The sequence below is a fragment of the Nostoc sp. ATCC 53789 genome (genome assembly GCF_009873495.1).
Taxonomy (GTDB): Bacteria; Cyanobacteriota; Cyanobacteriia; order Cyanobacteriales; family Nostocaceae; genus Nostoc; species Nostoc muscorum_A.
Map to the genome: position 1 here is coordinate 224,530 of NZ_CP046705.1, position 13,810 is coordinate 238,339.

Below are 13,810 nucleotides of genomic sequence, written 5' to 3' on the forward strand. Positions count from 1 at the left end.
TGACTCCCATATATTACAAATCTATAGAGTGTTACCCATGCCAACTATTAACAGCCTTGTTGTATAAATTTATCGTAACCTAATCCTTTGCTCCTCTTTTTTACAGAACCTGCATAATATGAGCGCTTCTATTAGGAATTTTCTATATGCTTTGGCATTGATTCATCCTATTGTCACCTTTTAAGAGGAACTTGTGTGAAGCTGTAAGAGAATGAAGAATCAAATTTTCTTCTCTAATCAGTTTTAACTTACATAATTGTGAATATGCCTTCGATTTCCTACAACCGCACCGATAGCCAGCAACCGCAAAGCATTACCGTTGAAGGTTATGTTGTCCGTCCTGGATTACACATTCTCACTTACGAGCAACTCAAGTTGCTACGGGAGCAAACACAACATCATTCTCAGCTTGAACATTTAGTTAGCCAAGGTGTGATTAAGTTGACTGGTTAATAGTCGCCAGCACAAAAATTCTAACTCGCTACATCTAATTCCACAGTTGCTGGCTGTTGTTCTTCCTTTACAGCACCCAGTGACTCAATAAAAGCGTCAATTGCCTTGGCTGCTGACTGCTTACCTGTTTTCAATTTAGAAAGGATATTTTCGCGTATTGCTGAATAATCTGGTAAGACTTGCTGCTCAACGGAAACAGCCTCTTGTGTTTGTAGGGCAACTTCACCCGAACCCTTCTCTATTAAGCCTTTTATCTGAGCGATCGCTTGGGCTAATTCCTGCCTAATCACCTGTTTTATCTCTTCCCCATCAGGTGTAGACGCAGCTAAAGCATTAACTTCTTGCTTAACTATTTCCTTAATCTCATCACCATTAGATAACGCTAGCCCAGCTTTTGTCTGACCCAGGATTCCCTGAAGCAATCTTGTAGCTGTGTGATTTAATGACTCATTTTCCGAAATCTGCATTGCCGATAAAGCTTTGACTTCTGCATCAGTTAGCCCAATAGAAATTGTCACCTTAGCCATACTTTTGATACCTGTAAATATTAATCTCGTGCATTGCTAGTTCTGTGTTTCACCGTCTGTATAAACAACTTATCAACGGCGTAATTATTAAACTTTGCTCTGTGAGCAACTTCTACCTCGATTTTTTAATCTAGCTTCAACTTAATCAAGTTGCATTACTTCAATTCTACCGCACTCCTAGCTGAACATTTATCAGCTAGGGGGTACATCTGCATCCATTTAAACTATTGATTTTTAAATGTTGTCTTACTTCTAATACCCTTGCAGTTTTACACTCTGTAAAGTGTGTTGTTTCAATACCTGCTTTCCATCATCGCTAGCCCTGCGATATTACCAATTCGACAGTAAAGAAAATTATTGGTACAAATGTATTATATATGAGAGTAAGTTGAGCTATGCACCTTTTGTGGTTTCGTCGAGATTTGCGTTTAACTGATAACGAAATTGTCACCTCTTCATCTCACCCTGAATAAACTGTTAGTGTTTTTGGGGTATCTGCGATCGCAATTCCAACTCCCCAACCCAAAAACACAGCAGTAATTGCACCAGAGATTTGCCGCATTTGATGTGAAATTATTAATTAGCCTCGGATTCCAGATTCAGAATTACAGGTCAATTCATCTGACCAATTTTTGTCAATATTAATCACCTGTAAAGGATTAACCCTTGATTTTGGTAAGGATAGGTTACGCCGAAGTACTGTGCAAGTTAAATTTAGAACATCCAAAGGTTAAGAAAACTTGCTTATATCTTTTACTCAGCACCATTGACCATTGATGGGCAAGAAACAAGGTCTTTGAGTAAGCTGTTACGCAAATAAGATTGCATATCAACTGGTGAGGTTGTCCTTTGTCATTAGTCATTTGTCCTTGCTAAACACAAATGACTAATGACGGTCTACACGGGGTTTGTGCAATATGTAGGCGCGTTAACTTAATTTAAGGTGAGTTCGGCAAACCTCTCACTGCCTGAAGTAAAGTTCAAATCTGTCCCTCTCCGGCTCGGAGAGGGACGATTTTGCGTAGTAAAATCAGGGAGAGGTATTTGTGATTGAGCTTCAGCAAAGACTTTGGGTTAGAAAGTAAAAGTAGTACGTACTACTCCCACATAGATATTAGAGTTGTTGCTATTACCTTCAGGATTCAAGATGGTGATTAATCCTGGTGTAATAGCAATGTTGTCATTCAGCTTATATCTATAGAAAGCCTCTAAATGATAGGAGATATTATCGTCTTGGCGACGATTATTACCATTGACGAATTGATTGTCAGCAACGTAAGGCGGTACACCAAACACAATACCGCCAAAATTTCCTTCCCTACCCAAATCAGGGAAGCCTAGCTGAATGGCCCAGTTCCAAATTTCTGCATTACTCCTAGCAACGGCTGTATTCTCAGCTTGGGCATTGGCGTAGCTGCCCCAAGCAGTGATAGTAAACTTAGGACTAAGTTTGTAATTTCCAGTCACACTATAGTTATTTACAGAAGTTCGCGCCCCGTTGAATGGGTTGTTGGCAAAACCAGTACCAGTGCTACCAGTAACTCCGCTACCATCAGTATAATAGGCGTTGACATAAGTAAAAGCCAAACTTAATTCTGAGGTTGGTTGGAAGGTCAGTTGACCTAATGCAGAGTAACTACCATTAAAAATGCCTCTACCGTTAGCGGGGTCATTACCAACACCCGATGGCACAACGTAACCAGCAGTTAAGGTGAGAGCATCATTGAACTTTTGATTAATGATGATACCTGGCCCTTCTGCTGCTCGATAAATTGGGTTATAACGCCCAAAACGAGATAGCGCACCTGAACCACTAGAATCGAAGTTCCGACTGAGAACAGGTACTTCATCAATGTATTCCAACCCTTCAGTTGCGATGTTGAAGGTTGTGGAGTTGCCTACAGGGAAACGGTAAAACAGAGCTGATACACTGACATTGTTGGATTCATTGCCATCAAACCCTAAACGAGTTTGGTTAGTACCAGTCACTGCTGTATTGAATGAAGTGATGTTTCTCGCTTGTAACCTAACTCTGAGGCGGTCTTTACCAGTAAAGCTACTATCAAAGTTTAACCGGACGCGATCGGCAAAAATCACATTTTCATTGAGTTCTGGTCTGGTATCACCACGATTTTGAGCATCGGTGTTGATTGCTCTATCGGAGCCAAATGCACCAGCCAGTGCAAAAATTGCTTCTCCTCGTAGTTGAGTAGTTGTGGAGAATTGTTGCGACTCTAAGGTGGCGGTACGAGCTTCTAGAGCATCTACTTGACCTCGCACAGTTTGCAACTCAGCAGTATACTCTTCTTGCAGCTTTTGCAGCGTTGCTAGGTCTTCTTTTTTCACCAGATCAACCGTACTAGTAGCTATCAGTTGATTTATTTGATCTAAACAAGCATTCAAACCAGCAGCAAACTCATAGCGAGTCAAGGCACGATTACCCCGATAAGTTTGGTTAGGATAACCTGCAATGCAGCCGTATCGCTCAACCAGGGATTGCAAAGCCTGGAAAGCCCAGTCTGTAGGTTTGACATCAGAAAGCTGTGAAACTGAAGTTACTTGTCTGATATTCTCAGCACTGCTAAAACTGGACGGTTGATTTCTTGCAGGTGCTTGATTTAAAGGTACTTCAGAACTCATCGCTGGTACTGCAACTATAAATAAGCCTAAAATCGCTGGACTATATAACAAAGAATTCAACCAAAACTTTTGCACGAATGTACCTCACACGTAATAGAAATTAGTGAAAGATCAAAAAAATTTAACATTGAAATTTCTGCTAATTGGTAAATCACAAATACTAGCAAGATTTAAATATTTTGTGAATTTAGCCTTTGTTTCAGAAATATTAATGTTACACAGGAAAAAGTTAATTTTTTTATAATATAAATTTTCCAAATCAACTTTAAGAATATCAAAGCACAACTAAGTACCACAATTTAGAGATTGTTTTGAAATAAAGACAATTGTCATTTGTTTACCTATTCTTAACTAAATAGATATTGGTATGTTAAAGATTATCTGTACTTTTTAAGTCAACAATAACAAATATTTAAGATCAAGCTAATAACATATTGTTAAAGTTTTGTAGAGTAAAAATCTTATTTCCTTGGGCTTATGAATTAACAGCAAATATCAAATATAGATGATTTGAAAAACCACATCTGTGATAGAGGCAATCCATGAATTGCCTCTATAAAAAGCCAAAGAGGTATACAGTATAAGCATTTTATTGATTTGAAATGGGTGGTTTATTTACGCCGTCCTCTACTAAACTCCTAGCGAGTTAATTATATTTTTCCAAAAAATTAGTTTTTTCTTAATTAAATTTTAATTAAAATATGTAAGATAGTCTATCTATTATAAGCTTTATATTATATTGGTATACATCCACAATTGGCTCACTCATTAGATTGATAATTAAAAAATTAAATCATAAGTTATCCTTTTCTTAATTATTTCTTAATTAAAAAACCTTATTAATATTAATTAGAGATATCTAAATGTCAAAAAATGGCAAGTACAGTGGCTATCGAAGTTAGTAATCTCTCGAAGACTTTCAAAGGTAAGACAGCGCTTAAAAACGTATCTTGCACAATTAATGAGGGAGAACTGGTTGCGCTTATAGGTGCATCTGGCTCAGGCAAATCTACTCTGTTACGGCATATTAATGGCTTGCACATTGGAGACGGAGGAACAGTTTATATTTTTGCTTCAGTCCTACAGAGTAGTGGGAAAGTTCACTCTAAAATTAGGTCTTTACGAAGCCAGATAGGTTGTATATTTCAACAGTTTAATTTAGTCAATCGGCTAACAGTTATCGAAAATGTTCTTGTTGGTAACTTAGCAAGATTGTCTATTTTTCGCTCAATATTACATTTATTTACCAAAGAAGAAAAAGTTCAAGCTCTTGCTGCATTAGAGCGGGTAGGCATTCTTGAACACGCTTATAAACGGGCATCTATGCTTTCTGGAGGGCAACAACAACGAGTTGCGATCGCTCGTTGTTTAGTGCAAGGAGCGAAAATTATCCTCGCAGACGAACCAATCGCCTCTCTAGATCCTGAATCGGCGCGTAAAGTTATGGAATTGCTCGTGCAGCTAAATCGCCAAAGCGGAATTACTGTAGTCGCTTCGTTACATCAGGTTCAAATGGTGCGTAGTTACTTTGATCGAGCGATCGCTCTCAAAGATGGAGAAGTGATGTTTGATGGTGCAACCACAGAGATGAATGATCACAAGCTCAATGAACTTTATGGCACAGCTGCCGAAGAACTCATTATGAGAGGGCACGGTGAACTGGTAGTGTAACCCCAAAATACAGAATTTTTACTTAATATCTCACAACTAAACTTATGGACAGAAGGTTATTTATTCAGCAGGCTTCTTTGTTTACTCTAACTTTGGCAAGTGCCAAGATACTTTCAGCTTGTACTTCTAATGCTGATAATAGTACCGCAGCGATTAAAGAAATTAACTTTGGTGTTCTGTCTACAGAATCTCAAGCTAATCAAAAACCAATTTGGGAACCTTTTGCTGCTGCTATGTCTCAGGAAATTGGGATTACCATTAAACCCTTCTATGTTACACAGTATGCAGCAGTCATAGAAGCTATGCGATTTGGTAAAGTTCAAGCAGCTTGGTTAGGTGGTAAATCTTATATTGAAGCAGCAAAAATTGCTGATGCAGAAGCTTTTGCTCAAGTTGTGAGTGCAGATGGCACTAGAGGCTACTATTCTCATTTAATTACTAATAAAGATAATCCCATCACTGCGGAAGCTATAGCAGTAGGTGGCGATAAATATGTGATCAAAAATGCAGCCAAGCTCACCTTTGCCTTTAATGAGCCTAATTCTACCTCTGGGTTTTTAGTTCCCAGTTACTATATTTTTACTAAAAATAATGTTGACCCTAAGAAAGCTTTTAAACGCTTGATTTTTGCTGGTAATCATGAAGCTTGCGCTCTAGCTGTAGCTAATAAACAGGTAGATGTAGCTACCGTCAGTAGTGAAGCATTAAGTCGTCTAGAAAGTACTAATCCTACAGCCAGGCAGAAGATTGAAATTATTTGGAAATCACCTATAATTCCCAGCGATCCAATTGTTTACCGTCGGGATTTATCTGATGATATCAAAAAGAAATTGCAAAACTTTTTCTATAACTACAAAGATGCTAAAGTTTTAGGACAATTTAAAATTTCTGGTTTTGTACAGGCTGAAGATAAAAATTGGCATACAATTCGAGAACTAGAAATTGCTAAAAAAATCCAAGAGACTCAAGCCAAAGAAAATCTTAGTGAGCAAGAAAAACAGCAAACAATAGCAGAATTAAACCAGCAACTCAAAGGGATTAAATAAAATTAGATTTATAGGTAGTAAAAAGTGCGCTCACGAAATCAGATAATTACTTACGTATCTCCTAACGTCGCAGCAATGTTAGAGAAAGAAGCAAAGCTTGTGAATACTCAAAAAGTTTTGTTTCTTTTAGTTATTGCTGCTGTATTGGTTTTTGCCTATAACCAAAGCGAGTTAAATTTCCCTGTACTTCTGCAACGGGGAGACAACATGGTGGAATATATCCGTTCATATTTTCCGCCAGACTTTAGCGATTGGAATTATTATTTCTCAGAAACACTGGTTACTATATCGATGGGAATTTGGGGAACTTTAATGGCTGCGATCGCAGCTGTTCCTTTATCTATCCTAGCATCTAATAATATTTGCCCAGTATGGGTTGTACAACCAACACGTCGCCTCTTAGATGCTATGCGTGCGATTAATGAAATCGTCTTTGCACTAATCTTTGTAGTTGCTGTTGGATTGGGGCCATTTGCTGGAGTTTTGGCATTATTTGTTCATACTGCCGGTATCCTGGGTAAGCTGTTCTCAGAAGCAGTAGAATCAATTGAGTCAGGCCCTGTAGAAGGAATTAGAGCTACTGGTGCAAGTCCGATTCAAGAAGTTATTTATGGAGTGATTCCTCAAGTAATGCCTTTGTGGACTTCTTTCACTCTCTACAGATTTGAGTCAAATGTGCGTTCTGCTTCTGTATTAGGGATTGTTGGGGCTGGTGGTATTGGCGTTTCACTATATCAGAGTTTTGGTGCATTTGAATACCAAAAAGTCTGTACAATTCTCATTATTTTGATTGTTACTACTGGTGTTATTGATTTACTCTCTGCAAAGGTTAGAGGGTGGTTAGTTTAGTATGACTGTCATCAGTCATCATTCAACCGCTAAGTACAGCTTTGCTTAAATTCGTAGCGAATTGACAGGGGTAAATTGTTGACGGTAAGGTGAGGATACGTGGACTATCCCTCAAGCATTCGGTACTATGGCTGGTCGGCAAAAAACCTACAAGGTGCAGCTAACAGAAGAGGAAAAAGAACTGTTGCAGCAGCAAGCGAATGCCCGAAAAACAGGGCAAAGCAAAGGCAAACGAGCCAAAATAATACTTACAACTGCTGAAAATTCAGATTGGACAGATGCTCAAATTGCTCAAAATATCGGCTGTTCACAAGCCCTTGTTCGGAAATGGCGCAAACGTTGGTGTCAAACTCGTAGTCTAGAAGAAGCACCCCGTCCAGGTCGTCCTCGGATATTTGAAGCAATTATACGAGCAAAAGTTACTGCGTTCGCGCTTCGCGTTGCCGCAGGCATCGCTTGCAGCAACCCAACGGATTTTGATCTTCCCTTGGCGAGGTGGAGTTGTAGCGATATTGCAGCACATCTAGTCACGCTAGGCATTGTAGTATCCATAGCGACTTCAACAGTCTGGCGATGGCTAAAATCTGAGCGGATAAAACCTTGGCGGTTTCATACTTGGATGCATCGGATTGATGATAATTTTGTTGCAAAAGCAACCCCTGTACTTAAACTGTATGCTCAGGCAAAATTTTTGATTAAAGCTGGATTCTGGGTGGTATGTGTGGATGAAAAAACTTCCATCCAAGCACGATCCGGCTTACATCCAAATATTGGGGCAGGTGTCAAACAACCAGTTCACTTTGCAGCCAGATATGCCCGAAAAGGAGCAACACATCTTTTTGCGGCTTTGAGCGTTGCTGATGGTCTGATTTATGGTTGTTGTCGCCCAACAAAAACATTCCTTGATTTTCAAGGATTTCTTTTAGAAGTATTGATACCAGAAGCCATTCGTCGGGGTATGCGCCATATTTATTTAATCCTTGACAACGGCTCTACCCATGCCCCAAAACAATTACAGGCTTGGTTGAATCAGAAGCAAAAAGAAGACGGTTGGAATTTTACGGTGGAAGTGGTCTGGCTACCAAAATATGCTTCATGGTTAGATCAAATTGAAATTTGGTTCAGCATTTTACAACGTAAATTACTGACTCCAAATGATTTTCCTGACCTCAAGACCTTACAGCAACGTATAACTGATTTCATCGTCCGTCACAATGATTCAGCCCAACCAATCAAATGGTCATATACAGTAGCCCAGATGATGGAGAAATTCGCTACGAATTAATGCAAAGCTGTACTTAGTCATTTTCAAAAAATAACTCCATGCGATCGCCCCGCAGTCGAGTTACCCCATATTCAATAACATTACCTGTTTCATCGACGTTTACTGACTCCGCCAAAAGAATGGGTTGATTGAGGGGTATTTGTAGCCACTTAGCATCTTGAGGCTGGACTAGACGAGCAGAAACACAGGTACTACGGCGGATATGATCGCATCCATATACCTGCCGTAAAAACTGAGAGATTGATTGCTGTTCTTGTAAAATCTTGATATTTTTCGGATCTAAAATATCAGGGAATTGCTTGAGGGGAAAATACCCAGTGCCCATACTTATAGGTTCTTCATCTGCAAAACTTAAGCGTTCAATTAACGCTACCGACTCACCATAAGGAATTTCTAGCCCTTTAGCAATCGCATCATCCGCAGGTACTTCTAAAACACGTAGCAGTTGAAACCTCACTTGCCAACCCTGTGCTTTCAACATTTGGTTGTAACGCACTCGCTTACCAATCGCATAGCGGATGGTTTTAGCCGCTACAAAAGTTCCGCGTCCTCGGTCAACTCGCAATAACCCCTCGTTTTTTAGGAGGGCGATCGCTTGTCTAATGGTATGGCGATTAACTGCAAACTGTTCAGCTAACTTGGTTTCCGTAGGTAGTTGTTCCCCAATCTGATAAACCCCCTGATGAATATTTTGTCGCAGTTGGTCAGCAATCTGGACATAAATTGGCATTATTTCCTTCATGTATCAATTATCAATAATTAGATTGTCAATTTGTCAGAATTGCGTTAATCTACTTTCATCTAGATGTCTAGACAAGTTAAGAATAGTTTAAAACAAAATACCACAAACCGACTTATGCCTACTGTGATGCAGCGACAAGCATGGATGGCAACATTAGCTAAAGCCGAGTTAGAGCTATTAGAAAAATTGGTAAACACATTAGATAATTTGCCCAACTATAGCTTTTTACGCTGCCCAGAGATTGGTCTAACAATGGTGCGGGGACTCGCCGGGGGTACAGGAGAGCCATTTAACTTAGGAGAAATTACTATGACTCGCTGTGTTGTGCAGTTAGAGAGCCAAGGAGATGAAACAATCGCTGGATTTGGTTATGTCGCGGGGCGATCGCACCGTCATGCAGAACTAGCTGCTGTTTGTGATGCGTTATTGCAAACCCCAAATTGGCACGATCAGATTCAGGCTGAAGTAATTCAACTCTTGCAAGTAGAATACCAAAAACAGCAGGAACTCAAGCAGCGTCAAGCAGCCGCTACTAAGGTCAATTTTTTCACGATGGTGAGGGGGGAAGGGTGAATCAATTAAAAATTAAAAATTAAAAATTAAAAAAAAATTGGATTATTGATTGATGTCAAATATAGTTACGTACTTACCTGGCTTTCGAGACTCAATTCATGATGCTCAGATGACATTTCGGGCGTTGCTTGATGCTAATGCTCGACCGGGGATAGCTTATCAGATAACTGCTGAGATGAGTGTGCCTTTGGGTTTAACGGCTGCTTGTGGGGCTGCTTGTTTGACGTTGCTGGATTTGGATGTTGTGGTATGGCTACAGCCGAGTTTTGCAGATCAAGTGAGAGCTTGGTTGTTGTTCCATACTGGCTGTCGGTTCACGCAGTATCCAGAAGAAGCTGACTTTGCCTTAATTCAAGATTTGGCAGGGTTGACAGAATTATCTATTTTTAACTGTGGGACAGGAGAAAAACCGGAAGCCTCAACAACATTATTGGTACAGGTGGAAAGTTTTGAGATGGGACAACCTGTAATGTTGACGGGGCCAGGAATTTTAGACCAGCAAGCGACTTCTCCTACGCTTCCCCGTCACTTTTGGGATTTCTGGATGCAGAATCACCAAGCCTATCCACAAGGCATAGATGTATTTTTATTTACACAGTATGCAGTAATGGGACTACCACGCACCGCTAAACCAGAGGTGTACTATGACTCTTGATATTCGCATTGCTACCCGTGAGGATTGGTCTGTATTAAGTAAGCTTTATGCTGACATGGATGGTGAGCCATCTTTACCCAAAGATGACCTAGAAAAAATCTTCGTACAAATCGCACAAGTTCCTAATTATCACATCTATATTGCCTACTTAAATCAGCAACCTGTAGGTACTTTCAGCCTTCTTTATGCGCCAACAATGATGCACCGGGGATATCACAAATTTGCAGTTCTAGATTCAGTGACAGTTATATCTCAAATGCGCGGACAGGGAATAGGTAGTCAAATGGTGAAAGCTGCAATCAAACTCAGTGCTGAGGCTGGATGTTATAAAATCATGCTCTCTTCTAATTTAAAACGTAGCCGCGCCCATCAATTCTATCAATCACTAGGATTCGAGCAGCATGGCTGGAGCTTTAAATGCGTACTCCAACCAAGCCTGTAAAGCAAAAATTGCGGAGGATAAAAATATAAATATGGAAACCTAAAAACCCGATTAAAGCCTAACTTTCCTAATCAAAAATTACGAATTACGAATTAAAACTATGCCATACGTTGCAGTCAAAGGCGGTGAACAGGCAATTCAAAATGCAGAAGCACTTCTGCAAAGTAGACGCAGAGGTGATCCTGCAATTCCCGAATTGACCCTAGACCAGATTGAACAACAGCTTTCCCTAGCAGTAGAACGGGTGATGTGTGAAGGTAGCTTATACGATCGGGAATTAGCAGCCCTGGCTATTAAACAATCTTGGGGTGATTTAGTAGAAGCAATTTTCTTGTTACGAGCCTATCGAACAACACTACCCCGCTTCTACTATAGCCAGACATTAGATACCAGCAAAATGCAGATTCAGCGCCGCATTTCTGCGATTTTTAAAGATGTACCAGGAGGACAAAGGTTAGGAACTACTTTCGACTACATCCACCGCCTACTAGACTTTAAGTTAATAGCAGAAGGAGAAGTCCCAACAGCACCAGAAGCAGAAGCAATTACAGAATCAGTCCCGCGTGTAATTGACACTTTAGATCGTGAAGGCTTGATGCAAGCGGAAGAAGGGCAGGGGAGCAGGGGAGCAGGGGAACAGGGGGAGCAAGTAAATAATAATTCTCCGCTATCTCCCTCATCTCAACCATTTGATTTAACTCGTCAACCATTAACTTTTCCTGCTGGGCGGGATGCGAGACTACAAAATCTGGCACGTGCAGACGAGGGTTTTTTGCTATCTTTGGCATATTCTACACAGCGAGGCTATGGCAGAAACCATCCTTTTGCTGGGGAAATTCGTATGGGGGAAGTAGAAGTGGTAATTTGCCCAGAAGAATTGGGATTTGAAATAGCGATCGCAGATATTACTGTCACCGAAGTGCAAATGGTAAATCAGTTTAAAGGTACTAAAGAATTACCTGCTCAGTTTACCCGTGGCTATGGGCTTACCTTTGGTTATAACGAACGTAAAGCGATGTCGATGGCGTTAGTAGATAGAGCAATGCGTGCTGAAGAATTAGGGGAAACAATTCAAGGCCCAGCCCAAAATGTCGAGTTTGTACTTTCTCATTCCGATAACGTGGAAGCACAAGGTTTTGTCCAACACCTTAAACTTCCACACTACATTGACTTTCAAGCAGAGTTAAATCTGGTGCGAAAAATCCGAGAGCAGCAGCTAAATAATCAATCGTCATTAACTGTTGCTGGGGAAGAATCTCAGTCTTTAGAACACAGTGATTTGGTTTTGGAAGAAGCGAAATGATTACAGGAATTAACCATATTACTTTGTCTGTCTGCAACTTGGAAAAATCTTTTAAGTTTTATACCGAAATTCTAGGTTGTCAAGTGATCGCCAAATGGCAAACAGGTGCTTATTTATTAGCGGGTGACTTGTGGTTTTGCCTATCTTTAGATTCCAATACACGCACAAATCCTATGGACGAGTACACTCATATTGCTTTTAGTGTCTCTGAAGAAAGGTTTCCAGAATATAGCGATCGCCTCAAAGTTTTAGGAGTCAAACAGTGGAAACAAAATACAAGTGAAGGCGAATCTATATATATTCTCGACCCCGATCACCACAAACTGGAACTGCATATAGGTGATTTATCTTCCAGAATTGCCGCCACTCAAAAAGCTCCTTATGAAGGCATGAAATTTTTTACTGAGGTAAGTCAGTGACAACACCTAAAAATATCCAAATATTATCAAAACCAACCAACACAAAAATTGCTATTCAAGGAGTAAATGCACTAACTCCCGATGGTTGGCTGGAAGATGCCACAGTTTTAATTGAAGATGGGCAATTTACCAGTATTGATCAGGGCAGTAGTCCTAATAGATTTCATTTGGTAAATGCTCAAGGACTCCAGATGTTGCCAGGAATTATTGACTTACACGGCGATGCTTTTGAAAGGATGATTTGCCCTCGCCCTGGAGTTAACTTTCCTCTACCAATAGCGATCGCAGATAATGACCGCAACCTCTTAGCATCGGGTATCACAACTTTTTACTGTTCAATCACCGACTCTTACGAACCAGGTTTACGCAGCCGAGATTCTGCCCGTGCTTTAATTGACTTCATCTTAGGAACAGGAAAACAAGTTTTAAATTGCAATCATCGCATTCATATTAGACATGAAGAGGCAAATATCGCAGGACATCAAGAATTGTGTGATTGGATGGTATCCGGTCGTGTCCATATTTTGTCTATCAACGATCACCTACCACCCCCTGGAAATCAAAAGAGATTGAGCCGATATCTCAACAGTGTCAGGCAAAGATCGTCCATGTCCATAGAAGAAATCGAAGAATTAGTCAACCAAGTAACAGAACGGCGACATGAAGGAGATGTGCAAATAGAACAACTGGTGGATTTAGCTCATACCTACAGTATTCCTCTTGCTTCTCATGATGATGATAGCCCAGAGAAAGTAATACTAAGTCAACAACGGCGAGTAGCGATCGCAGAATTTCCAGCGACTGTAGATTTAGCTGCTCAGTCTCGTGAATATGGTGCAGCCGTCCTCATGGGTGCGCCTAACTTAGTGCGTGGTGGTTCTCACTTAGGTTTAATGAGTGTCGCTGAGGCGGTAAAAAATAACGTTATCGATTGTCTTTGCTCAGACTATCATTACCCTTCCTTGTTCTATGCACCCTTCAAACTCCAAGAATTAGGCTTAATGTCATTTGAAGAAGCATGGTCATTAGTTTCCAGTCAACCAGCAGAGGCGGCGGGAATTAGCGATCAAAAAGGTAAAATCGCTCCCGGTTTAGATGCTGATTTCCTGTTGATATCTCCTGATAATTCTTTACCGTCTGCAATTACTGCCATCTCATCCGTATACGTAGCAGGAAAAGAAGTTGCTCGATATCAAATTCAATAA

14 protein-coding genes are annotated in these 13,810 nt (G+C 40.3%); 11 read left to right on the plus strand and 3 right to left on the minus strand.

Features of this window, described 5'->3' with window-relative positions; translation table 11 throughout:
• Window positions 1–264: 264 nt before the first annotated feature.
• Window positions 265–453 carry a hypothetical protein gene (locus GJB62_RS32790; protein WP_114080755.1) on the plus strand — a complete coding sequence of 63 codons (189 nt, stop codon included), beginning with the start codon at window positions 265–267 and terminating at the stop codon, window positions 451–453.
• A gap of 20 nt (window positions 454–473) precedes the next feature.
• Here the strand turns inward: GJB62_RS32790 and GJB62_RS32795 are convergent, their stop codons facing one another.
• Window positions 474–980: a hypothetical protein gene (locus GJB62_RS32795; protein ID WP_114080754.1), complete on the minus strand. Its 507-nt coding sequence runs from the start codon at window positions 978–980 to the stop codon at window positions 474–476.
• 1,074 nt (window positions 981–2,054) lie between these two features.
• Window positions 2,055–3,695, minus strand: a complete 1,641-nt coding sequence (locus tag GJB62_RS32805; protein WP_114080753.1) for an iron uptake porin — start codon at window positions 3,693–3,695, stop codon at window positions 2,055–2,057.
• Window positions 3,696–4,493: 798 nt separating this feature from the next.
• Here GJB62_RS32805 and phnC point away from each other — a divergent pair.
• The 4 genes from phnC (at window position 4,494) to GJB62_RS32825 (ending at window position 8,471) form a co-directional block, all read left to right on the plus strand.
• The gene (phnC, locus tag GJB62_RS32810) at window positions 4,494–5,291 is read left to right on the plus strand and encodes a phosphonate ABC transporter ATP-binding protein (protein ID WP_114080752.1); all 798 of its coding nucleotides are present in this window, start codon (window positions 4,494–4,496) and stop codon (window positions 5,289–5,291) included.
• A 44-nt stretch (window positions 5,292–5,335) separates the two neighbouring features.
• Window positions 5,336–6,337, plus strand: coding sequence for a phosphonate ABC transporter substrate-binding protein (phnD, locus tag GJB62_RS32815; RefSeq protein WP_114080751.1), 1,002 nt, complete (start codon window positions 5,336–5,338; stop codon window positions 6,335–6,337).
• A gap of 75 nt (window positions 6,338–6,412) precedes the next feature.
• Window positions 6,413–7,186, plus strand: a complete 774-nt coding sequence (gene phnE / locus GJB62_RS32820) for a phosphonate ABC transporter, permease protein PhnE (protein WP_114080750.1) — start codon at window positions 6,413–6,415, stop codon at window positions 7,184–7,186.
• A gap of 127 nt (window positions 7,187–7,313) precedes the next feature.
• Window positions 7,314–8,471: an IS630 family transposase gene (locus tag GJB62_RS32825; RefSeq protein WP_114081617.1), complete on the plus strand. Its 1,158-nt coding sequence runs from the start codon at window positions 7,314–7,316 to the stop codon at window positions 8,469–8,471.
• 13 nt (window positions 8,472–8,484) lie between these two features.
• Here GJB62_RS32825 and phnF read toward each other — a convergent pair whose 3' ends face one another.
• Window positions 8,485–9,201, minus strand: coding sequence for a phosphonate metabolism transcriptional regulator PhnF (gene phnF / locus GJB62_RS32830; protein ID WP_114086295.1), 717 nt, complete (start codon window positions 9,199–9,201; stop codon window positions 8,485–8,487).
• A gap of 126 nt (window positions 9,202–9,327) precedes the next feature.
• Here phnF and phnG point away from each other — a divergent pair, with 126 nt between their 5' ends.
• The 6 genes from phnG to GJB62_RS32860 all read left to right on the plus strand — a co-directional run bounded on the left by phnG (window position 9,328) and on the right by GJB62_RS32860 (window position 13,810).
• Window positions 9,328–9,786 carry a phosphonate C-P lyase system protein PhnG gene (phnG, locus tag GJB62_RS32835; RefSeq protein ID WP_114086308.1) on the plus strand — a complete coding sequence of 153 codons (459 nt, stop codon included), beginning with the start codon at window positions 9,328–9,330 and terminating at the stop codon, window positions 9,784–9,786.
• A 52-nt stretch (window positions 9,787–9,838) separates the two neighbouring features.
• Window positions 9,839–10,441, plus strand: coding sequence for a phosphonate C-P lyase system protein PhnH (phnH, locus tag GJB62_RS32840; protein WP_114086296.1), 603 nt, complete (start codon window positions 9,839–9,841; stop codon window positions 10,439–10,441).
• Window positions 10,431–10,883, plus strand: coding sequence for a GNAT family N-acetyltransferase (locus tag GJB62_RS32845; protein WP_114086297.1), 453 nt, complete (start codon window positions 10,431–10,433; stop codon window positions 10,881–10,883). The genes phnH and GJB62_RS32845 overlap by 11 nt, the downstream gene beginning before the upstream one ends.
• Before the next feature lie 100 nt (window positions 10,884–10,983).
• On the plus strand, window positions 10,984–12,186 hold the full coding sequence (locus GJB62_RS32850; RefSeq protein ID WP_114086298.1) for a carbon-phosphorus lyase complex subunit PhnI: 1,203 nt from the start codon (window positions 10,984–10,986) through the stop codon (window positions 12,184–12,186).
• Complete coding sequence (locus tag GJB62_RS32855) at window positions 12,183–12,605, plus strand: fosfomycin resistance glutathione transferase (RefSeq protein ID WP_114086299.1); 423 nt, start codon at window positions 12,183–12,185, stop codon at window positions 12,603–12,605. Before GJB62_RS32850 ends, GJB62_RS32855 begins: the two co-directional genes overlap by 4 nt.
• Window positions 12,602–13,810, plus strand: coding sequence for an alpha-D-ribose 1-methylphosphonate 5-triphosphate diphosphatase (locus GJB62_RS32860; protein WP_114086300.1), 1,209 nt, complete (start codon window positions 12,602–12,604; stop codon window positions 13,808–13,810). The genes GJB62_RS32855 and GJB62_RS32860 overlap by 4 nt, the downstream gene beginning before the upstream one ends.